The sequence below is a fragment of the Paracoccus sediminilitoris genome (assembly GCF_003259195.1).
In the GTDB taxonomy this organism is placed as follows: Bacteria; Pseudomonadota; Alphaproteobacteria; order Rhodobacterales; family Rhodobacteraceae; genus Paracoccus; species Paracoccus sediminilitoris.
This window is the reverse complement of the sequence record NZ_QJPK01000001.1, coordinates 457181-479850: the sequence shown is the minus strand read 5'-3', so window position 1 is coordinate 479850 and position 22670 is coordinate 457181. Positions and strand designations below refer to the sequence as shown.

Below are 22670 nucleotides of genomic sequence, written 5' to 3'. Positions count from 1 at the left end.
TTCCATGACACGCCAAGCGGGGAAAGACCCACCCCGACGCTTCGCGGGACGGTCGTGCAGCGATGACGCGGCGCGTTGACCCCGCACCGGCGACCGCTAAGGTGACAGGCATGAGCTTTCACGACCGCATCACCCGCCATCCGTTGCCCGTCGATCCTGCCCGCGCGCAGGATGCGGCGGCCCTGTTCCCCCACAGTCCGGCGGCCCTGCGCGACCTGATCGCCGCCGTCGCGGGCAGCAGCCCCTTTCTTGCCGGTTTGATCCGGCAAGAGGCCGACTGGCTGCCCGGCGCGCTGGATCATGACGATGTGGTGGCCCGCGAAACGGCAGGGTTCCAGGACCTGTCCCCCGATGATCTGGGCGTCGCGCTGCGTCGGGCCAAGCGACGCGTGGCGCTGCAGGCGGCGCTGGCTGATCTGGGGGGCGTCTGGCCCTTGGCGCAGGTAACGCAGGCGCTGTCCGATCTGGCGGATCGTGCGGTGGACCTCGCCCTGCGGGCCCATGTCGCGTCCGAGGTCCGGCGTGGCAAGCTGCCCGAAACCGACGCGGATGCGGGGGGCATCTTTGCGCTGGCCATGGGCAAGGGCGGGGCGGGGGAATTGAACTATTCTTCGGATATCGACCTGATCGTGCTGTTCGACGAAACCGCCTATGACGATGCCGACCAGATGGAGGCCCGCGCAGCCCTGATCCGCGCGACCCGCAAGATGGCTGCGACCCTGTCGGACGTGACTGAACACGGTTATGTCTTTCGCACCGACCTGCGGCTGCGCCCGGATGCATCGGTGACGCCGGTCTGCATCTCGACCGCCGCCGCGCTGGCCTATTACGAGGCCGAGGGCCGCACCTGGGAACGCGCCGCCTTCATCAAGGCGCGGGCGGCAGCGGGAAACATCGCCGCGGGCGAACGCTTTCTGGCCGAACTGCGGCCCTTCGTCTGGCGCAAGCATCTGGATTTCGCCGCCATCCAGGACGCCCACGACATGCGGCTGCGCATTCGCGACCACAAGGGCCTGGGCGGCCGGCTGGAGGTCGCGGGCCATAACATCAAGCTGGGCCGTGGTGGCATCCGCGAGATCGAGTTCTTTACCCAGACCCGCCAGTTGATCGCGGGCGGGCGCGACCCCGATCTGCGGGTTCGTGACACGGTGGGCGGGCTGGCGGCGCTGGCGGCCAAGGGTTGGATTCCCGATGCGGTGGCGCAGGAACTGACCGATCATTACCGCGAACACCGCGACATCGAACATCGCATCCAGATGGTGAACGACGCCCAGACCCACAGCCTGCCTAAGGACGGCAACGGCCTGCGGACCATCGCCGCGCTGATGGGGTCAGGTGATCCGGACGGATGGCAGGCGGCGCTGAAGGCCCGGTTGGCCCGCGTCCATGAACTGACCGAGGAGTTCTTCGCCCCCGACGAGATCAAGGCCGAACGCCCGCAGATGTCGCCCGAATCGCAGGCGATCATCGACCGGTGGCAGGGCTATCCGGCGTTGCGGTCCGACCGCGCGCTGCAGATCTTTCGCCGGATCGAGGTGCCGCTATTGGATCGCATGTCCCGCGCGGGCCATCCCGCAGAGGCGTTGGCCCGTTTCGACAGCTTCCTTGCCGGGCTGCCCGCGGGCGTCCAGCTGTTTTCCCTGTTCGACGCCAATCCCCAACTGATCGACCTGATCGTGGACATTTGCGGCACGGCCCCGGCGCTGGCCGCCTATCTGGCGCAGCATCCGGCGGTGCTGGACGCGGTGCTGGGCGGCAGCTTCTTTGCGCCCTGGCCGGGCGAAACCGGGCTGCGGACCGAACTGGACCGCGCCGTCCAGGCAGCCGCGACCGCCGGTGGATATGAGGCCGCCTTGGATGCTGCGCGACGTTGGGCGCATGAATGGCATTTCCGCATCGGCGTGCATCACCTGCGCGGGCTGATCGACGCCGATGAGGCCGCCGGACAATATGCCGATTTGGCGGGGGCCTGCGTCGCCGCGCTGTTCCCGGTGACGGCGTCGGAATTCGCGCGCAAGCACGGGCCTGCGCCGGGGCGGGGGGCCGTCGTCGTGGGCATGGGTTCGCTTGGGGCGCGGGTGCTGAACGCGGGCTCGGATCTGGACCTGATCGTGATCTATGACGCGGACGGGGTCGAGGCCTCGGACGGGCCGCGACCGCTGGCGGCGCGCCCCTATTATGCGCGGCTGACGCAGGCGATGGTAACGGCGCTATCGGCGCCCACCGCCGAAGGGCGGCTTTATGAAGTCGACCTGCGGCTGCGCCCCTCGGGGCGGCAGGGGCCGGTGGCGACGTCAGTGCAAAGCTTCGAGACCTATCAGATGGAAGAGGCCTGGACCTGGGAACATCTGGCGCTGACCCGTGCCCGCGTCGTGGCCCGCAGCGGCGGTGACGCCGCCGCGCTGGCCGAGCAGATCGAGGCGTTGCGCCTTGAAGTCCTGCGCCGCCGCGGCACCGACCCGCGCGTCATAGCCGATCTGGATCAGATGCGGACGCGACTGTTCACGGCCAAGCCTGCATCGGGCCCTTGGGACGTACGCCACGGTCCGGGACGCCTGCAGGATATCGACCTGCTGGCACAGGCCTGTGCGCTGCGGTCGGGCGATCCCGCGCGGGGCACCTTGGCGCAGCTGCGCGCGGGCAAGCGGGCGGGGTTGATGGATGCCAAGGCGACCGAGGCGCTGTCTTCGGCCTGGCGGGCCTTCTGGCGGTTGCACGCGGCGGGGCGGCTTTTGACCGATCGCCCGCTGGACATGCAGGATATCGGCGGCGGCGCGCAGGATTTCCTGCTGCGCGAAGTCGATGCCCCTGATGCCGAGGCAATCCGGGACTGCATCCGGGACCACGTGTCGCGTGCCGAAGCGTTGATCACCGCCCAGATGCCGCAATAGCGTCCTATCCCGCCGCGACATTCCTTTCGGGACGGTCGGGCAGGGGTGGGGCGGTCTCGGGACGGCTCTGTTCGGCGCTGGATTGCAGTTCGGCGGCGACTTCGGACAGGGACCGCCCGCCGATTTGGCCCAGCACCGGGATCGACACAAGGCCTGCGGGCAGGGCCGGGGCGGGCATGTCGGGTGCCTCGACGAACAGGCCATGCGCGGTCTTGTCCCAGTAGAACGGCTTGGTCACGACCTCGCAGATGGCCTTCCAACCCGCCAGGCACCCAAGCGGGAAATAGAGATGCAGCGTCGGCACCCAAGCCAGCAGGTGCCGATGCTTGGCCCCGCTGACGGCGCGCATGCCCACGAAGATCGACAGCAGTTCGGAGGCGACGAACAGCGTGAACAGCGCCGGTACAGCCCAACTGCCTAGGCCCTCCAACGGGTCGCGAAGCGGATGGGGCAGGCCCAAGCTAAGCAGCCAGAAGCTCCACAGGACCGGGGCCAGAAGATATTGCGACACGGCGCCGAAGAACTGGACCTGGAACCACCAGAAACGCCGCGGCCCCAGTTCCCGATGCAGCAGGGCGGGGTCGCGCATATGCACGGCCCAGGTCAGCGCATAACCCTTGAGCCAGCGCGAGCGCTGCTTGACCCAGGGCATGGCGCGGCAATTGGCCTCTTCGTCCGTGGTGGTGTCGATGATCTGGGTGCGATAGCCGCGCCGGCACAGCCGCACGCCCAGATCGGCGTCCTCGGTCACGTTCCAGCTGTCCCACGCGCCGACCTCCTCCAGCAGGTGGCGACGGAAGAACAGCGTGGTGCCGCCCAAGGGCACGACCAGGCCAAGCCGCGCCACGCCCGGCAGCAGGACGCGGAACCACGCGGCGTATTCGATGGTAAAGCAGCGGGCCAGCCAGTTGGTGCGCGGGTTATAGAAATCCAGCGCCCCCTGCAGGCAGGCGACATCGGCGGGCGCGAAATGAAAGGCGCGGGCGACTTTGTGCAACTGATCGGGGTCGGGGCGATCCTCGGCGTCCCAGATGCCCACGATCTGCGCCTTGCAGAAATTCAGCGCATAGTTCAGCGCGCGGGGCTTGGTCTTGATGGGACCGTCGGGGACGCGAACCACGCGGATCCAGTGCGGCAGGGTCACGCCCTTCAGCGCCGCTTCGGTCACATCGTCGCTGGCCTCGATCACCAGCAGGATGTCGGTCAGTTCCCGCGGATATTGCAGCCTTGCCAGCCGTGCGACCAGTTTTCCGGCGACATCGCTTTCCTTGAACAGCGGAACCATGACCGAAATCATCGGCAAGGGCACATCCCTGTCCGATGGCAACAACTGCCCCTCTGCGACCGCCTGCTGCAATTCGCGGTTCTCGCTGCGGGCGCGACGAAAGCCCACGAAGGCCAGCAGCTTCAGCGCCGATTGCGAGATCAGCGTCAGGACCGCCCAGGCCGTCAGGATGAAGGCCAGAAGCGTCGGCGCAAGGGCGATGCCCGCCAGCACCGCCATCACCAGCAGGGCGGCCAGTTGGGCGGTGAGGGCATGGTCCTGAGTGCGGCAGCTTTCGGCGGCGGGGACGCGGCATTCGGCCTCGCGGATCAGGCGGGTGCGGCGCCAGTCCAGGACGCCGGACTGAACCTGATCCTCGCTGGCCAGCAGCATGCGGACATGACCGAATTCGCGTGGCAGGCGGTGCAGAAGCGCCTCGAACGCCTCGGGGCGGGCGGTCGCGATCCAAGTGACGCCGCCGATCCGCCGCCAGGGCAGGATGGCGTTCGTCAGACAGAAGCCGGCCCCTGCCAGATCGATCAGGCGCGGGTCGGCCGGGCTGGTGGCGGGGTCGATGGCGGTGGTGCGCCATTGACGCGACAGGCCGCGCGCCAAGGCGTCGGCGGCGACCATGCGTTGCGCCAGCAGCACATGGGCAAGCTGCTGGCCCTGTTTCTGGCTGATCAGCGTCGCCTTCAGCAGATCGCCCGGATCCAGAACGCCGTCTTCCAGCAGGATCTGACCCAGAGGGCGCAATGTCCGCGGCGCGATCGTGGGACCGCGCAGCACGATGCCGCCTTCATCGTTCAGATTCGCCGGCAAGGGCAGCGGCGCAGGCAAGGCCATGACGATTCCCCGTTGGAACGCCCCGTCTTGCCATGAATGTCGTTAACGGAAGGTTAAGACTTCGGGACCGCGCGGGTGAAAATCGCCCGCGCAGTCCCAAGACCTTCGATCATGCGCGGCGGGCGCGCATGGATTCGGTGAAGCGCTTGAATAGATACATGCTGTCCTGCGGGCCGGGCGATGCCTCGGGGTGGTGCTGGACGGAAAACACCGGCCGGTCGGTCATGCGGATGCCGCAATTGCTGCCATCGAACAGGCTGACATGGGTTTCCAGCACGCCCTGGGGCAGGGTCTGCGAATCGACCGCAAAGCCGTGGTTCATCGAGGTGATCTCGACCTTGCCGGTTTCCACGTCGCGCACCGGGTGGTTCGCGCCGTGGTGGCCGTGGCTCATCTTGATCGTCTTGGCGCCAAGCGCCAGCGCCAGCATCTGGTGGCCCAGGCAGATGCCGAACATCGGCAGGTCCTTTTCCAGCAGCGACTGGATCATCGGCACGGCATAGACGCCGGTCGCGGCCGGATCGCCGGGGCCGTTGGCCAGGAAGATGCCCTCGGGTTCGTGTGCCAGGATCTCCTCGGCGGTGGCGGTGGCGGGCATGACCGTCACATCGGCACCGTGCGACACCAGCGAACGCAGAATGTTGCGCTTGGCGCCGTAATCGATGGCGACGACCTTGAAGGGCTTGTCCTCGGGCGAGGTACCAAAGCCGGTACCCCAGGCCCAGGTGCCCTGATCCCATTTGTAGGTCTGGGCGCAGCTGACCGTCTTGGCCAGGTCCAGCCCCACCAGACCCGTCCAGTCGCGGGCACGGGCGACCATCGCCTCGATGTCGAAATTGCCGTCAGGATCATGGGCTAAAACCACATGCGGCGCACCCTGCTGGCGGATTGCGCGGGTCAGGCGACGCGTGTCGATCGCGCCGATGCCGATGCGGCCCTTGCGGGTCATCCACTCGGTCAACTCGGCGGTCGTGCGCCAGTTCGACGATTGCGTCGGGTCCCACCGCACGACGATGCCGCTGGCCACCGGATCCTGCGCTTCGTCGTCTTCCGTGGTCACGCCGGTATTGCCGATGTGGGGGAAGGTGAAGGTCACGATCTGGCTGGCATAGGAGGGATCGGTCATGATCTCCTGATAGCCGGTCATCGCGGTGTTGAAGACCAGTTCGGCGACAACTTCGCCGGTGGCGCCAAAGCCCTGGCCGTAGAAAACGGTCCCGTCGGCAAGCGCAAGGCAGGCAGTCGGTTTTACAGCCATATCGGCACCTCTGGATCTGAAATCTTGGGGTGAATAAGGGGGACGCGCCCCAAGGTCAAGGCGCAGCAACGGTCACGGGCGCTTGAATTGCGCGGCCCTTGGGCCTAGATCGCAGTCTTTCCGGCGCATTCCGCGCCAGCAACGGAGACGCGATCATGGAACTGCGCAGCAAGCTGCAAGCCGCGACGAAGGAAGCGATGAAGGCTCGGGACAGCGCCCGTCTGTCCACGCTGCGCCTGATCGGTGCCGCCGTCAAGGACCGCGAGATCGCGGCGCGTGGCGGCGACAGTGACGGCGCGCTGACCGAGGGCGACCTGATCCTGATCCTGTCGCGCATGGTCAAGCAGCGTCAGGAATCAGCCAAGGCCTATGAGGAAGCCGGTCGTCTTGAGCTGGCGTCCAAGGAAGAGGACGAAATCGCGGTCATCCAGGAATTCCTGCCCCGCCAGATGGACGAGGCCGAAACCCGCGCTGCCATCGACAAGGCCATCACGGATCTGGGGGCCGAGGGCATCCGCGACATGGGTCGCGTCATGGCCGCGCTGAAGGAACGCCATGCCGGCCAGATGGATTTCGGTGCCGTGGGGCCGGCGGTGAAAGATCGCCTGCTGGCGTGAACCCTGCGCGGTCGCGGGCGTTTGCTGACAGGAGGTGACCCGATGCCAGCAAGATCCAAGGCCCAGCAACGCGCCGCCGGGGCGGCACTCTCCGCCAAGCGCGGCGAAACCAAGGTCGGCGACCTGCAAGGCGCGTCCAAGGACATGTATCACAGCATGACCGAGGATGAGCTGGAGGATTTCGCCTCGACCGATCACGACAATCTTCCCGATCACGTCGAGGACGACTGAAGGCAGGCGGGCAGGGCGCAACCCCGCCCGCCTTTCCTATTCCCGGACCCGCGCGATGGCGCTCGTCAGTTCGCGACACAGATCGCGCCGTTCGGGCGGGGTCAGAAAGACGCCCAGCTCGATTTCCCGCATACCGTCGGTCAGGGTCAGGTAATCCTCGACCGGGCCTTTGCGGATCTGCGCCCTAACCCAATAGCTGTTGGTGTCCCAATCGCGCGGCGGCTTGCCCGGATCCAGGCGACGCACATGCAGCCGGTCGCGGTCCAGCGTCAGTTCTTCATGCGTCTGGCCGGTGCGATAGCTGTGCTGAAGCGCGAACCAGACGCCCGCCACGGCAATCGCGCCAAAGGGCAGCAATCCCCACAGGACGGGCGATCCCAACATGGCAATGATCGGCAGCGACAGCAGCGCGGCCGTGATGGCGATGAACCACACAAAGCCCCTGCGCGGCAGCGATCGGTGCGGCCACAGCGTCAGTCTTTGAAGAACGGCCCCGGAATCATCCGGGGCCGTCTGTGTCCATTGATATGGCATCGTTGGATCGAACTCAGTGGGCCGGGTGACGGTCCCAGTCTTCGCGCTTGGGCAGCTGCTCGAACGTGTGTTCGGGCGGGGGCGAGGACAGGGTCCATTCCAGCGTGTCGGCGTATTCGTTCCAGTAATTGTTCTGGGTCACGCGCTTGCCTGCGAACAGGGTGTAGGCCATCACGCCGAAGAAGAACAGGAACGAGGCGAAGGACAGGTAAGCCCCAAGCGAGCTGATGTTGTTCCAATACGCAAACTCGACCGGATAGTCGATGTAGCGGCGCGGCATGCCCTGGCGACCCAGGAAGTGCTGCGGGAAGAACGTCAGGTTGGCACCGATGAACATCATCCAGAAGTGCAGCTTGCCGGCCCATTCGGGATACTGACGGCCCGACATCTTGCCGACCCAGTAATAAATGCCCGCGAAGATCGCAAAGACCGCGCCAAGCGACATCACATAGTGGAAGTGGGCCACGACGTAATAGGTGTCGTGATACACGCGGTCCAGCGGCGCTTGCGACAGGACGACACCGGTGACGCCGCCCACGGTGAAGAGGAACAGGAAGCCGAAGGCCCAGAGCATCGGCGTCTTGAATTCAACCGAGCCGCCCCACATCGTGGCGATCCAGCTGAACACCTTGATGCCCGTAGGCACGGCGATGGTCATGGTCGCCAGCATGAAATAGCTCTGCTGGGTCAGCGACATGCCGACGGTGTACATGTGGTGCGCCCAGACGACGAAGCCTAGGACACCGATCGCGGCCATGGCCAGAACCATCGGCAGATAGCCGAAGATGGGCTTTCTGGAGAAGGTGGCAATGACGTGGCTGATGATGCCGAAGCCCGGCAGCACGATGATATAGACCTCGGGGTGGCCGAAGAACCACAGGATGTGCTGGTACAGGATCGGGTCACCGCCACCGGCCGGGTTGAAGAAGTTTGTCCCGAAGTTGCGGTCCATCAGCAGCATGGTGATGGCGCCGGCCAGAACGGGCAGGGCCAGCAGGATCAGCCAGGCGGTGATGAAGACCGACCAGGCGAACAGCGGCACCTTGAACATGGTCATGCCGGGGGCGCGCATGTTCAGGAAGGTGGTGATGATGTTGATGGCACCCACAATGGAGGACGCACCCGACACGTGGACGGCGAAGATCGCCAGATCCATCGAGTAGCCGCCTTCAGAGGTCGACAGCGGCGGGTACAGAACCCAACCCACGCCCGAGCCCAGTTGCTGGTTGCCGCCCGGCGTCAGCAGGGATGCGATGCCGAGGGCCAGACCCGCGACATACAGCCAGTAGCTGAGGTTGTTCATGCGCGGGAAGCTCATGTCCGGCGCGCCGATCTGCAGCGGCATGAAATAGTTGCCGAAGCCGCCGAACAGCGCCGGAATCACCACGAAGAACATCATCAGCACACCGTGATAGGTGATCATGACGTTCCACAGGTGACCGTTGGGGGTGCATTCCCGTGCCGAATCCGCGATAAAGCGTGCGCCTTCTAGGCACATGTACTGGACGCCGGGGTGCTGCAGTTCCATCCGCATGTAGACGGTGAAACTGACCGAGATCAGACCGGCCAGCGCAGCGGTGAAAAGGTAAAGAATACCAATGTCTTTGTGATTGGTGGACATGAACCAGCGGGTGAAGAACCCACGGGTGTCATGATGGTCGTCGTGGCCGTGTGCGGCTGCGTCTGCCATACCCGAACTCCCTCAAGATCTCGTCGAGCCGGCCTGGCAGACCGGCATTATCACGCTTTCTTTAGACCACCCGTGATGACCGGGCAATGCGTCACGGTGGCCAGAATGCCGCGCCCCTGCCAGAATATCACAGTTGGCAGGGGCGGGTCACGACGCTGATGCGGCCGATCGCCGCATTGACGATCACTCGGACGGGGCGTCCGGTGACACGCTGGTCAGATAGGCCGCGACATCGGCCTGGTTGCGGTTCAGCTTGAAGGTCATCTTGCTGCGCGCGCCGTCATCGCCGGATTTCTCCTTCACCCAGGCACCGGGATCGGTGACATAGGCGATCAGTTCCTCCTCGGTCCAGACCATGTCGGGATTGGCTTCGGCCGCGGCCAGGATACCATCGCCGTAACGGAAACCCTCCTGCGACGCGATCTTGGCGCCCATCACGTTGTAAAGATTTGGGCCGACGGCGCCGCCCTTGACGATGTCGGTGCCGCTGTCATCCTGGATCATGTGGCAGGCGCGGCATTTGCGGAATTCCTTTTCGCCGGCTGCGGCGTCGCCCGCATCCTGTGCAACTGCGGGAATGGCTAGGGTCGCGCCGATGAAGGCGCCGACAATGGCTGATTTCATAATGTTTTTCCTCGCTCGGCCCCTGCGCGGGGCATATCTCCGTCCCGATCCTACAGGCAGGGCGCGCAGGAAATCCACCTATCGAAAGGTCGCAGCGAAAGAATTGATCAGATTGCAGCGAAGATGCGCAGGAAAGACTGGCGAAGCGCGTTGTCCAGATCGTCCATTCCGACGGGCAGCCCCAGATCCACCAGCGAGGTGATGCCATGCCCGCTGATGCCGCAGGGCACGATGCCGTCGTAATGCATCAGGTCCGGTTCGACATTGATCGAGATGCCGTGGAAGCTGACCCAACGGCGCAGCTTGATGCCGATGGCGGCGATCTTGTCCTCGCGCGGGGTGCCGTCGAACAGAGGGGGCTTTTCGGGGCGGGGCACCCAGACGCCCACGCGCCCTTCGCTGATCCGGCCCGCGACGCCGAATTCTGCCAGCGCGGCGATCACCCATGCCTCCAACTGCGCAACGAAGACCCGCACGTCGCGCCCGCGCCGGTTCAGGTCCAGCATGACATAGACGATTCGCTGGCCAGGCCCGTGATAGGTGTATTGCCCGCCGCGCCCCGTCGGATGGACCGGAAAGCGCGGGTTCAACAGGTCCTGCGGGCGCGCGCTGGTCCCCGCAGTATAGAGGGGCGGGTGTTCGACCAGCCAGATGCATTCGTCGGCCTCGCCCGCCAGGATGGCGGCGACGCGGGCCTCCATGAAGGCCACGGCCTCGTCATGGCCCGTCAGGCCGTCGCTGATGATCCATTCCACCATGGCGCCGATGTGACGCGGCGTGGCGGTTTCGTCAATGGCCTTCGGGCATCTTGGGGCGGGTCGCAAAAACCGCTTTTCTTCGGCGCAGGGCTCGGTTATGACGCGCCTACCTCAAGATGCGGCCGTGGCGGAATTGGTAGACGCGCAGCGTTGAGGTCGCTGTTCCTTAACCGGAGTGGAAGTTCGAGTCTTCTCGGCCGCACCAAACGATCTGCACGAAAAAGCGCCGCACTGGTTCGATCCAGCGCGGCGCTTTTCGTTTCTGGCGTTCCGTGCGGGGCGACATGGCGCCGCCCCGTGACGCGTCAGTTGGCGATGGCCGCGACGGCTGCGCCCGCACCCGTGGCGATCTGCAGCGCCGCCCATTCCTTGGAGGCGTCGTTGCGGGCGGATGCTGCGGCCAGGCGGGCCGTCGCGCGCTGGCGGTCGGCGTCCAGCAGGTCGACCAGCGCCAGCGCACCCGCCTCGAAATTGGTGCGGGCCAGCGAATAGGCGCGGTCATAGGAGGCCGCCGCCTTGTCCAGCGTCGCGACCCGTTGACGATAGCGGCGCAGGTTCGACTGGCTGCGTTGCACATCCTCGACCGCCGAGGCGACCTGGCTGCGATAGGCCAGGTCGGCCGAACGGGCCTCGGAGACCCGGCGCGACCGCGTGGCCTGCAGGATGCCCTGGTTCGCAATGGGCAGCGACAGGCGGGGCCCGAAGGCCCAGTTGTTCGCGCCCGCCGTGTCGCTGATCGACCCCGTCAGCGACAGCGACGGCAGCATGTCCGCCGTGGCGACGCCGACGGCGGCCAGCGCCTGCGCCAGATCCTGTTGGCTTGACCGGATGTCGGGGCGGTTGCGCAGCAGGTCGGCCGGCACACCGGTGCCCGGCCCCGCAGGGGTACGCAAGGCGCTGGAGCCCGCGTTCATCCGCCCCATCACGCCATTGGCCTGCTGGTTCAGCAGCGTCGACAGGCGATAGATCTGTGCATTGTAGAGCGCTTCGAAATTCGGCAGATCGGCGCGGGCGGTTTCCAGCAGGGCTTGGGTTTGCGCCGTGTCGTAATCGGTCGCCAGACCAAGCGACAGCATGTTGTTGGTGACCTCCAGCGTGCTTTCGCGTGCCTCGATCGTGTCGCGGGTCAGGGCCAGCGCCTGCTGATAGTAGCGGGCGTCGGAATAGGCGCTGATGACCTCGGCCAGCCAGGCCAGCCGGGTGACCTGCGCCTGCGCCTCGGCCGAGGCATAGGCGGCTTCGGCGCCCTGGCGGGCACGGCGCGCGCCCCCGAACAGGTCGAAGACGAAGCCCGCCGACAGGTTCGCGGTGCTGGTGTAACCCGTCGCCTGGTTGTCGACGCCGCTGCGGGTGCGGCTGGCGGATGCCGCCTCGCCGGTGACCTGCGCGGCCAGGGGGGCGGTCGCCCGCAGGTCCGCCTCGGCGGCGCGGATGCGTTCGTTGGCCGCCAGAATGTCCAGGCTGTTGCCCAGACCTTCGGCGATCATCTGCGACAGCGTCCGGTCCTGATAGCTGGACCAGAAGGCCGTCCGCGTCACTTGGGCGGGGGCTTGGCCCTCGCCCTCGGCAAAGGTGGCGGGGACTTGGGTGTCGGGCAGGTCGGTGGGGTCGGGCCCCACGGCCGCACAACCCGAGATGGTCAGCAATGCGGTCAGCGACAGCGCCGCAATTCGGGATTTGCGTGGAAACATCACGAAGTTTTATCCTTTCGCGTCACCAGATTGCGCGTTTTCAGCACGGCGACATAGAAGACCGGCACCAGAAAGATCCCGATCACGGCCGAGGTGGTCATGCCCCCCAAAACGCCGATCCCGATCGAGTTCTGCGCACCCGCGCCGGCACCCGATGCGATCGCCAGGGGCAGCACGCCCAGCATGAAGGCGAAGGTGGTCATCAGGATCGGGCGCAGGCGCTGGCGGGACGCGACCAGCGCGGCCTCCAGCATGGATTTGCCTTCCTTGATCTGCGCCTCGGCGAATTCGACGATCAGAATCGCGTTCCGCGCCGCCAGGCCGATGGTCGTCAACAGGCCCACCTTGAAATAGACATCGTTCGACTGCCCGAACCACAATGCCGCCGCCAAGGCACCCAGGATGCCAATGGGCACCGTCATCATGACCGCGATGGGCACCGACCAGCTTTCGTAGAGGGCAGCCAGCGACAGGAACACCACCAGCGCCGATAGCGCAAAGAGGATCGGCGCCTGGTTGCCCGACAGCCGTTCCTGATAGGACAGGCCCGTCCAGGCGGTGGCATAATTGCCGTCCAGTTCGCCGACCATGTCCTGCATGGCGTCCATGGCCGCGCCCGAGGACAGGCCCTGCGCGGCGGCGCCGCTGAGTTCCAGCGCGCGACTGCCGCCGTAACGGGCCAGCGCCTTGGGTTCCTGTTCCCATTCCTGGGTCGAGAAGGCGCCGAAGGATACCATCTCGCCTGCCGAGTTGCGGGCATACCAGCTGTTGATGTCGTCGGGCTGCGACCGGTTGTCGGCCTCGCCCTGCACGATGACGGGACGCAGGTCGTTGCCAAGCGCGAAGTCGTTCACGTCGCGCCCGGCAAAGATCACCGACAGCATCGAATTCACCTCGGATATCGACAGCCCAAAGGCCGCGGCCTTCTGCTGGTCGATATCCAGGCGCAAGGCGGTCTGGGTCTTGCTTTCATTGCCGCGCAGGTTCGTCACGCGACCATCGGCCTGGGCGTTCGCGACCAGCGTGTTGGCGGCCTCCATCAGCGCATCCTGGCCCTGGCCGCCCTGGTCGACCATGTACATGGTAAAGCCCGACGAGGTGCCAAGCCCCTGGATCGCCGGCGGCTGCAGCACGAAGATCTGGCCCTGGCGGTTGGTCCCGAAGAAGAAGCCGTTCGCACGACCGACCAGCGAGGGCAGGTCATGGCCTTCGCGTTCCTCGTACTCCTTCAGCTTCATGAACAGCATGGCGTTGTTCTGGCCGGTGCCACCGAAGCTGAAACCAAGGGCGGCAAAGACCGACTCGACCGTCTCGGATTCCTGGTTCAGCAGATAGTTCTCGACCTTTTCGACCAAGGCCTGGGTCTGCTGGGTGGTCGATCCGTCCGGACCCTGGATAATGACCAGCGCCACGCCCTGATCCTCATCGGGCAGGAATGATCCGGGCAGGCGGTCGTAAAGCGCGACCACGCCCGCACCGATCACCGCCAGCACGATCAGCATCCGGAACGGACGCTTGACCAGACGCCCCACGACGCCGGCATAGCCGTTCGTGGCGCGGTCCAGATTGCGGTTGAACCAGCGTGCCGGGGCGATGCCGTCGCCATGCTTGCGCGGGCGCAGCAGGCTGGCGCACATGGCGGGCGTCAGGATGACGGCGACACCAAGCGACAGCACCATCGCGGTGATGATCGTCACCGAGAACTGTCGATAGATCACCCCCGTCGCGCCGGTCATGAAGGCCATGGGCAGGAAGACCGCCGACAGGACCAGAACGATGCCGACCAGCGCGCTGGTGATCTCGTCCATGCTGCGTTCTGTCGCCTCGACGGGGCCAAGGCCCTCTTCTTCCATCACGCGTTCGACGTTTTCCACCACGACGATGGCGTCATCGACCAGCAGGCCGATGGCCAGCACCAGCGCGAACATGGTCAGCGTGTTAATGGTAAAGCCCGCCGCCGCCAGCACCCCGAAGGTGCCCAGCATGACGACGGGAATGGCGATGACCGGAATGATCGTGGCGCGCCAGCTTTGCAGGAAGGCCAGGATCACGAAGAAGACCAGCACCACGGCTTCGGCCAGAGTGTGATAGACCTGATTGATCGATTCCTCGACGAAGGGCGAGGTGTCATAGGGATAGACCACCTCGACCCCGGCGGGCAGGGCGCTTTCGACCTCGCTGATGGTTTCACGCACGGCATCGGCGGTATCGACCGCGTTTGCGCCGGTGGCCAGGTTCACGGCGAAACCGGCGGCGGGGTTGCCGTTGTGGCGCGACGATCCGCCATAGGATTCCTGGCCGATCTCGATCCGCGACACGTCGCCCAGGAAGACGGTCGATCCGTCGGGGTCCACGCGCAGCAGGATGCTTTCGAATTCCTCGACTGTGGACAGCTGCGATTGCGCCGACAGCGACACGGTGATGCGCTGCCCCTCCATCGTGGGCTGCGCGCCCAGATCACCCACGGTCACGTTGGTGTTCTGGGCGGCGACCGCGGCGGTGATGTCGGATGGCGTCACCTGATACTGGTTCATCTTCATCGGATCCATCCAGATCCGCATGGCATAACCCGACCCGAAGGTGTTGATCGAACCGACGCCTGGGGTCCGCTTGACCGGGTCCTCGATCAGCTGGCCGACCAGGTCGCCCAGTTCCAGCGAGGAATAGTCGCCGTTGGGCGCGGTCAGCGCCCCCACCAGCAGGATGGACGAGGTCGACCGCGACACCTGCACGCCGCTCTGTTGGACGATGTCGGGCAGCTGCGGCGTCACCAGCTGCAGCTTGTTCTGCACCTGCACCTGCGCGATGTCGGCATCGACGCTGTCGTCGAAGGTCAACGACACCGAGGTGGAGCCCGGCGTCGAGGAGGACGTCATGTAGGTCAGGCCGTCCAGGCCCGTCATGGCATCCTCGATGACGGTGGTGACGGATGCCTCGACGATTTCGGCCGAAGCACCGGTATAACCGGCGCTGACCCGCACCGTCGTCGGCGCGATCTGGGGATATTGTTCGATGGCCAAGCTGTTCAGGCCGATCGCGCCGACCAGCATCGTGATCAGCGCCAGCACCCATGCGAAGACGGGGCGATGAATGAAGAAACGTGCCATGCAGCCTTACTCCGTCGCGTCGGCGGGCTGAGCCGCATCATCGTCGGCGGGGGCTGCGTTTTCGACTGGGGCCTCGCCTTCCGCCGGCGCTTCGCCTTCGGCGGCCGCCGTGTCTTCGGCGGGCTGGTCCTGCTTAACCTCGCGGATGACGCCCTGGTCGTCATAGGTGACGGGGACGGTCACGACCTCCATGCCTTCCTGCAGACCGGTCAGGCCGTCGGCGACCAGGGTCTCGCCATCTTCCAGCCCCTCGGTCACGATCCATTGTTGCTGATAATTGCCTTCCTCGGTCAGCTGGCGTTCGCTGACCTTGCCATCCTCGACGACCCAGGCGGAAAGGTTGCCGACCTTGTCGCGATTGGTGGCCGATTGCGACACCAGGATCGCCGAGATGCTGCCCAGTTCGACCTGACCGCGCAGGAACATCCCCGGCAGGATCAGGTTGTCGGGGTTCTTGAAGCGAAAGCGCGTGTCGATGGACCCGGTCGAGGTCGAGACGGTCACGCCCGGCGCGACCATTTCGCCCACGGCCTGATAGGTGCGGCCATTTTCCAGCGTCAGCGTGGCGTTCAGCGTCTCGCTGAGCGTCAGGATGCCTTCGTCGATGTCGTCAAGCACGTTCAGGATCCGCGACGAGGGTTCGTACATGTCGACTTCGATCGGGTCCAGCTGGGTGACCGTTGCCAGCGCATCGGCCTGGTTGGCTGTGACAAGGTCACCGACCGAGATGTCGGCCACGCTGGCGATGCCCGCGATGGGGCTGGTCACGGTGGTCCAGTCCAGGTCGGCCTGGGCCAGCGTGCGCGCGGCTTCGGCCGATTGCAGGGTGGCCTTGGCCTGGTCCAGCGTCGCAAGCGCGGTTTCCACCTGCGCCTGCGTGGTGCCCGATCCCAGCAGCTTGCGCGTCCGCTCATAGGAAGATTGGGCCTGCGTCACCTGCGCCTGCGCGGACGACACCTGCGCCTCGGCGCTGGCAAGGTTCGCCTGATAGGTGGTGTCCTCGATGGTGAACATCGGGGCGCCCGCTTCGATCCGCTTGCCGGGGTCGTATTCGATCCCGGTCACGATGCCGCTGACGCGGGGCCGGATCTCGGCGTCCGAGGCCGCCACGGCCCGTCCCGGCAGGGTCACGATGCGCGGCACGTCCTGCCGCTTCAGCGTCACCACGCCGACCTGCTTGGGGGGCATGCCGCCGGGGGCCTGGGCACCGGCAGGCCATGCGATGAACATGGCGACCGCCATGGCCGCGCCGGTCGAGAGTTTGGTCTTGTGCATGGTCGGATGTCCCGATTTTTGCCCACCAAGGGCGCCAGTGTTGCGTGCTGATTGCATATAATTGCCGAGTGTGCAATGTTTGCTTTCGCCGCATAGGGGGAATGCACAGAATATGACCACGGATCTTCGTGACCGACGCCGACGCCAGACCGCACGCGACATCCAGCTGGCGGCGCTGCGCTTGTCGATCAGGCTTGGCTATGGCTCGGTCACGACCGAAGCCATCGCCACTGAGGCGGGGATCAGCCCCCGGACCTTTTTCAATTATTACAACAACAAGCAGGCCGCGATCGTGGGCGAGCCCCCGGTTCTGTCGGCCGAGGAGAACGGCTGGATCGTCACGTCGCAGGACCCGCTGATCGACGATCTGGTGCTGGTGCTGACACGCATGTTCCAGAAGGATCAGCCTGATCGCGACCTGATCCGAATGATCCGCACCCTGTCGGAAACGACGCCGGAATTGTCGGTGGTCTTCCGCGATTCCATGGATCAGATCGCGCAGGTCCTGTCCGACCTGCTGTTCCGGCGCCTTGGTGCCGACCGCCGGATGGCGGCGCGGCTGCTTGGGGTCCTGGCCCTGCAGGCCTTCTGCGAGGCCGTGATGGCATGGGGCGAGGACGAGACGATCACCACCGACAAGATCCCCCTGATCGTCCGGCAACAGCTGGAGCTGATGCGCGACCTGCTAGTTCTCGGCTGAGACGCCTTGGAATTCCAGCCGCGTGAGGCGGCCCCTGGGTGTCTGTTCGATATCCAGCGCGCTGCCGACCTGTGCGGCGGCCCCTTCCAGCAGGACGGAACCGAAGCCGCCCCCTTCCTCCGGATCGGGCTGGTCGGTGTCATAGGCCTCGGCCCAGTCCAGCGTGATCAGGTCGCCTTCCTGATGCCAGGTCACCGAAAGCGTCCCGGCGACGCTGCCCAGAACTCCGTATTTGAAGGCGTTCGTCGCCAGCTCATGCAGGATCAGCGACAGCGGGACCACCTGCCTGGGTTGGATCACGGTCTGGTCGCCATCGATCCGGACCCGCGCCCCCCGATAGGGGGCCAGCGTGGTCGAGATCAGGTGCTCCATCAGAACCTGTTCGTTCTTTCCGCGCGCCGTGGTCATGCCATGGGACCGCGACAGCGCGTTGATGCGGCTGGACACCTCGGACACGACCTCTTGGGCGTCATCGGTTTCCCGCGCCGCCATCCGCAGCATGGCCGTGATCTGGGTGAACAGGTTCTTGACCCGGTGGTCCATCTCGGAAATCACCGCCTCGCGCAGCTTGGCCGCCGATTGTGCCGAGGTGACGTCCACCATTACGCCCAAGACACGAGGCTTTTCGCCATCCTCCCCGAAGACCTGGCCCGCCGCCTCCAGCCGCACGTCTGACAGCGCATCCGAAGATGGCGCGATGACGCGCCGGAAATCGCGCCCCCGCCCGCAGGCGGTCAGGTCCTGCACCAGCCCGTCGCGGTCTTCGGGCGCGATCAGCGCCGCAAAGGCCGAGAGCGGCAATTCCGCCGTCCGTCCGATGCCCAGCAGGTCCGAACTGTCGTCGATGGTCAGGATCTGGCTGCGCGTGTCGAACTGCCACACGGCGATGCGCGCCAGGGACCTGACCGCCTTCAGGCGTTCCTCCTGGCGGCCGATCTGGACGCGCAGGTCGCGCAGGTCGCTGACGTCCTCAAACACCAGCATGGCACCGTCCAGATGTCCCTCGGGGCCGCGATAGGGTTTGGCATCGACCCGCCAGACGCGGTCGCGACCGGCCTCGGTCAACTCGGTGCTGGCGGCTTCGCCCGAGGCGGACACCTCGCTGGCCATCCGCAGCAGCGCGTCGCTGGCAAAGACGTTCGACACATCCGCTAGGGGGCGCCCGTGATCGGATTTGCGCAATGGGAAGATCTGCGTGGCGGCCGAAGTGAAATTGCGCACCCGCACGTCGCGATCCACCACCAGAAGCGGGATCTTGGTCGCCACGAAGAAGTTCTGCAGGTCCGAATTCGCCGAAGTCAGGTCGTCGATCTTTGATTTCAATTCGTCGTTGACGGTGCTCAGTTCCTCGTTCGTGGACTGAAGCTCCTCGTTCATCGACATCATTTCTTCGTTCGAGCTTTTCAGTTCCTCGTTGGTCGTCTCCAGTTCCTCGACGGTGCCGTTCAGCTCGACCTGCATCCGGCGCAGCTCTTCCTCCAGCATGTCGTTGCGGGATTCGCGGACCAGCAATTCGTCCATGTCCTCGGCTTCGGGGACCGCCCGGTATTCGCCGGTTTCCGAAAAGATCAGCAGCACGCTGCGATCTGCCAGGGGTTCAGCGAACAGCGTGACCGGCTGCGCGCCCATGTCCGAACGCGCCGAAAGATCGCGGACGACCACCGCTCGACCCGTTTCGCGCACCTGTTCCATGGCGCGCGCCACCGCGTCCTTCAAGCCTGAATGCACGATCGAGGTCGCCAGGACCGGCTTGCGTGCCGTCGGGTCGACCGACAGGAACCGCCCCAGGCGACCCGCGCTCCAGATCACCTCGCCCGATCCCGACACTTGCAGGGATGCCGGGGCAAAGCGTTGCAGAACCCGGCGCTGCGCCGTCTGGGTCTGGTGATCCTGCGCCACCGGCTCGCGCAGCGGCTGCGCGGCGGCGCTGCGGCTGCGATCGCCAGGCTCGCTTCGGCTGAAGGGCAGGGCCAACGGCAGGCGCGCCACACTCTCGTCTCGCTGGAACAAGCGGGCCGGGCGGTCCAGTTCGGTGAAATGGACCGATTCGCGGCGAACCCCTTCAGACGGTCCCAGGAACAGGAACCCCGAAGGCCGGATCGCGTAATGGAACAGCGGCAGGATATGTGACTGCAGTGTTTCGTCAAGATAGATCAACAGGTTGCGGCACGAGATCAGATCCACGCGCGCAAAAGGCGGATCACGCAGCACGCTGTGCAGCGAAAACCGCACGCGGTCGCGCAGTTGCGGGGTGATCTGCATCAGCGCGTCGCGATGGGTGACGTATTCGTTGCGGAATTCTTCGGGGATGTCGGCCAAGGCGCTGATCGGATAGGAGCCGGCGCGGGCCATGTCGATCATCTTCTTGTCGATATCCGAAGCGAAGATCGTGAAACGGGGCCTGAGCCCGGCCGCGCGCATCTCGGAATCGACCAGCATCGCGATGCTGTAGGCTTCCTCGCCACTGGAACAGCCGGGAACCCAGACGCGGATCTCCTCGCCGTCGGCGGCCTCGACCATGGGCCGGATGGCCTTTTCGCGCAGGATCTGGAACATCTCGGGGTCGCGGAAGAAGCGAGTAACGTTGATCAGGAACTCGTTCAGCAGCGCATCGCATTCCTCGGGGGTGCGCTTCAGATGGCGCAGGTAATCCTTGGTGCTGGTCATGTTCAGCACCTGCAGGCGGCGGCGGATGCGGCGCACCAGCGTGGACATCTTGTAGCCCGAGAAATCATGGCCCGTCTGGTCCAGCAAATGCTGGCAGATGTCCCGAGCATCCGACAGCATCGTATCTTCGGCCAGTTCCGTGTCGCTGGACTGGAAGAATTGCAGAATGGCAGGGACGATCCGTTCGGGCGGCAGGACGAAATCGACCAGCCCAGTGGATTCCGCCGAAAGCGGCATCCCGTCATAGCGGGCGGTGCGCGGTTCCTGCACCACGCACATGCCACCGTTTTCCTTGATCGCGCGCAGCCCAAGCGTGCCGTCAGCCCCCGTTCCCGACAGGATCACGCAGGCCGAAGCGGGCCCCATGTCCTTGGCCAGGCTTTCGAAGAAATCGTCGATGGGACGGCGCAGCCCGCGCGGCTGGTCGAATTCGGTCAGGCGGATGCAGCCGTCCTGCAGGGCCATGCCGACGCCGGGGGGAATGGTATAGACGCAGCCCGGCTGAAGCCGCGTGCCTTCGGTCGCCTGCTGCACCGACAGCGCGGTGCGGCGATCCAGCAGTTCGGCCAGCACGCTGTCATGGGTCGGGTCCAAGTGCTGGATGATGACATAGGCGGCGGGATCGTCGCGGCTGGCGTCGCGCAACAGGTCCTGCAGTGCCTCCAGACCACCTGCCGATGCGCCGATGCCCACGACCGCGAAACTCTGCCGCTGCTGCGACCAGGAGGGGGAGGCGTCATTCATCTCGGATCGTGATCCTTGCTAGTGTCGTGATCGACCGTGCGATCAGTTCGGCGGAATCCGCCATGATCAGACCCAGTTGACTGGCCGCGCGCCTGACATCGCTGACATTGCGTGCCAGCTTGGCATCGTGGTCGGCCTGATGGCCGTCGCGTCTTGCCATGTCCAGATCGAATTGCGACGCAAGGACGAAGACCAGTTCACCGCTGCTGCGGCGCAGCTTCGAGAGGAACACCAGGTTCATGAAGTCCCGGCCGTCACGCGTCTGGTTCAGGATTGGAAACCGGCCGTCATTGGCTGTGTCGTCGTTCAGGAAATGACGGATGGCCCGGACCTGTTCGGGGGGCGTCCGCGATGTCTGCAGAAAGCGGCAGTTTCGACCTGCAACGTCATCCTGGCCATAGCCGCAAAGCGACTTGAATCCGTCATTCACAAGGCAAAGTGGCATGTCGCCCGATGCGGTCGCAAGCGACAGCGCGATCTGGGACTTCTTGAACTGAGCCCGCAACGTGTCGGGGATCTGCGCGGCTGGCATCTGCATCCTGTTCCGGCTGACACCGTGTCATCCGCGTGCAAGTGTAAAAACTTGGCCAATCGGGGACAAGTTATCAATTGTTAGGGTGAATTCGCCGATCCGGCGGGCGGTGCAGCGGTGCTGGCGCGCTCCATCAGTTCGACGTCCAGGATGACGGTCCGGCGGTCGTCGCCGCCCTGCATCCGGTCCAGCAGCAATTCGGCCGCGCGCCGTCCCAGGCGGGTACGGTACTGGCGGATGGTGGTCAGCGGCGGCAGGCAGAAACCCGACATCTCGATATTGTCGAACCCCATGACGGAAATGTCGTCCGGCACCGCGACCCCCGCCATCGTCAGGCCGTGGATCACGCCGATCGCCATTTCGTCGTTGTCGCAGAAGATCGCCGTGGGGCGCGGGTCCATCGCCAGGATGCGGGGCGCGGCCTCGACGCCGGACCGCGTTTCGAAATTGCCGGGAATGCTGTCGGCAGGTCCGGGTTCGGGCAGGCCCGCCTCGGCCAGGCCCTGCAGAAAGCCCTGGCGGCGCGATGCGGTCAGGGAATTCGGCGCAGGGCCGGTCATGTGCAGGATGTGGCGGTGTCCCAGCCCAGTCAGATGGCGCGCGGCCAGCCGCCCGCCCTCGACATTGTCGGCAAGCACACGCGGCGCATCAAGCCCGTCGATCCATTCACAGGCCTGCACGACGGGCGGACAGCCGGGCCGGGTGAACAGGTTGGGGTCCAGGCTGCCGTCCAGAACGATCACCCCGTCGGATCGCGACCGGTTCAGATAAGGCCCCAATGCCGCCAAGGCAGGCTTGTCGGCGACCGATGTCGTGTCCATCACCAGAAGGCTAAGGCCGCGCCGGCGCAACACCTCGGATATGCCGGCCAGGATCTGGGAAAAGAACGGATTGGCCAGGTTTGGCACCAGCGCCAGAACGCCCCCCACCTGCTGCTGGCGCAGGTTCCGCGCTGTCAGGTTCAGCGTATAGCCGGTGGCCGCGATCGCATCCTCGACCGCCTTGCGGGTCGCCTCGGACACGATGGCGGGGTTCGACATGGCGCGGCTGACCGTCGCGACCGAGACCCCCGCCATCTTGGCGACGTCATGGATGCGCGGTGGCCGGTTCTGTTCTGACACGTGGCGGGGCCCTTGCTGAAAAGAGGAACAGGGATAGCGCAAAAATTGCTGTTGTAAACCTTTTCAGACTGTGAGAGCGTGGATGAAACCGATTACATCACAATGTGCGGTCAAGGGAGG

The 22670-nt window shown here is 65.4% G+C and carries 16 protein-coding genes and 1 tRNA gene; 5 read left to right on the top strand and 12 right to left on the bottom strand.

The features are described 5' to 3' along the window. Positions 1-110: 110 nt before the first annotated feature. Positions 111-2891 (top strand): [protein-PII] uridylyltransferase family protein, encoded by a 2781-nt coding sequence (locus DKT70_RS02290; RefSeq protein WP_111557614.1) that lies wholly within the window; start codon positions 111-113, stop codon positions 2889-2891. Positions 2892-2895: 4 nt separating this feature from the next. Here DKT70_RS02290 and DKT70_RS02285 read toward each other — a convergent pair whose 3' ends face one another. Together DKT70_RS02285 and carA are read right to left on the bottom strand one after the other, a co-directional pair. Beyond that, positions 2896-5001, bottom strand: coding sequence for a glycosyltransferase family 2 protein (locus DKT70_RS02285; protein ID WP_111557613.1), 2106 nt, complete (start codon positions 4999-5001; stop codon positions 2896-2898). Positions 5002-5110: 109 nt separating this feature from the next. Then, a complete protein-coding gene (gene carA / locus DKT70_RS02280) occupies positions 5111-6259 on the bottom strand; it encodes a glutamine-hydrolyzing carbamoyl-phosphate synthase small subunit (protein WP_111557612.1) in 1149 nt (382 codons plus the stop codon). A gap of 155 nt (positions 6260-6414) precedes the next feature. On the opposite strand from carA, the gene DKT70_RS02275 reads away from it, so the two are divergent. After that, positions 6415-6876 (top strand): GatB/YqeY domain-containing protein, encoded by a 462-nt coding sequence (locus DKT70_RS02275; RefSeq protein WP_111557611.1) that lies wholly within the window; start codon positions 6415-6417, stop codon positions 6874-6876. Positions 6877-6918: 42 nt separating this feature from the next. Continuing rightward, positions 6919-7107, top strand: a complete 189-nt coding sequence (locus tag DKT70_RS02270) for a DUF3008 family protein (RefSeq protein ID WP_072295267.1) — start codon at positions 6919-6921, stop codon at positions 7105-7107. 36 nt (positions 7108-7143) lie between these two features. On the opposite strand, the gene DKT70_RS02265 is transcribed toward DKT70_RS02270, so the two are convergent. From DKT70_RS02265 to lipB, 4 genes are all read right to left on the bottom strand, one after another. Beyond that, positions 7144-7641: a DUF2244 domain-containing protein gene (locus tag DKT70_RS02265; RefSeq protein WP_111557610.1), complete on the bottom strand. Its 498-nt coding sequence runs from the start codon at positions 7639-7641 to the stop codon at positions 7144-7146. A gap of 13 nt (positions 7642-7654) precedes the next feature. Beyond that, a complete protein-coding gene (ctaD, locus tag DKT70_RS02260; protein WP_111557609.1) occupies positions 7655-9331 on the bottom strand; it encodes a cytochrome c oxidase subunit I in 1677 nt (558 codons plus the stop codon). Positions 9332-9514: 183 nt separating this feature from the next. Beyond that, positions 9515-9955 carry a c-type cytochrome gene (locus DKT70_RS02255; protein ID WP_111557608.1) on the bottom strand — a complete coding sequence of 147 codons (441 nt, stop codon included), beginning with the start codon at positions 9953-9955 and terminating at the stop codon, positions 9515-9517. A gap of 107 nt (positions 9956-10062) precedes the next feature. Further along, positions 10063-10722, bottom strand: coding sequence for a lipoyl(octanoyl) transferase LipB (lipB, locus tag DKT70_RS02250; protein ID WP_267895640.1), 660 nt, complete (start codon positions 10720-10722; stop codon positions 10063-10065). A gap of 109 nt (positions 10723-10831) precedes the next feature. Here lipB and DKT70_RS02245 point away from each other — a divergent pair. Further along, positions 10832-10918 (top strand) — tRNA-Leu (locus DKT70_RS02245). 100 nt (positions 10919-11018) lie between these two features. Here the strand turns inward: DKT70_RS02245 and DKT70_RS02240 are convergent. From DKT70_RS02240 to DKT70_RS02230, 3 genes are read right to left on the bottom strand one after another with little or no spacing between them, the layout of a single operon-like run. After that, positions 11019-12404 (bottom strand): efflux transporter outer membrane subunit, encoded by a 1386-nt coding sequence (locus DKT70_RS02240; protein ID WP_111557607.1) that lies wholly within the window; start codon positions 12402-12404, stop codon positions 11019-11021. Further along, positions 12404-15511, bottom strand: coding sequence for an efflux RND transporter permease subunit (locus tag DKT70_RS02235; RefSeq protein WP_111557606.1), 3108 nt, complete (start codon positions 15509-15511; stop codon positions 12404-12406). The genes DKT70_RS02240 and DKT70_RS02235 overlap by 1 nt, the downstream gene beginning before the upstream one ends. Positions 15512-15517: 6 nt before the next feature. After that, positions 15518-16786, bottom strand: a complete 1269-nt coding sequence (locus DKT70_RS02230; RefSeq protein WP_111557605.1) for an efflux RND transporter periplasmic adaptor subunit — start codon at positions 16784-16786, stop codon at positions 15518-15520. 112 nt (positions 16787-16898) lie between these two features. Between DKT70_RS02230 and DKT70_RS02225 the strand changes: the two genes are divergently transcribed. Then, positions 16899-17486 (top strand): TetR/AcrR family transcriptional regulator, encoded by a 588-nt coding sequence (locus DKT70_RS02225; protein WP_111557604.1) that lies wholly within the window; start codon positions 16899-16901, stop codon positions 17484-17486. Here DKT70_RS02225 and DKT70_RS02220 read toward each other — a convergent pair. From DKT70_RS02220 to DKT70_RS02210, 3 genes are all read right to left on the bottom strand, one after another. Further along, positions 17472-20897 (bottom strand): chemotaxis protein CheB, encoded by a 3426-nt coding sequence (locus DKT70_RS02220; protein WP_111557603.1) that lies wholly within the window; start codon positions 20895-20897, stop codon positions 17472-17474. The genes DKT70_RS02225 and DKT70_RS02220 overlap by 15 nt on opposite strands. After that, positions 20890-21435, bottom strand: coding sequence for a PAS domain-containing protein (locus tag DKT70_RS02215; RefSeq protein WP_111557602.1), 546 nt, complete (start codon positions 21433-21435; stop codon positions 20890-20892). The genes DKT70_RS02220 and DKT70_RS02215 overlap by 8 nt, the downstream gene beginning before the upstream one ends. 74 nt (positions 21436-21509) lie before the next feature. After that, the gene (locus tag DKT70_RS02210) at positions 21510-22550 is read right to left on the bottom strand and encodes a LacI family DNA-binding transcriptional regulator (RefSeq protein ID WP_111557601.1); all 1041 of its coding nucleotides are present in this window, start codon (positions 22548-22550) and stop codon (positions 21510-21512) included. Positions 22551-22670: the final 120 nt, after the last annotated feature.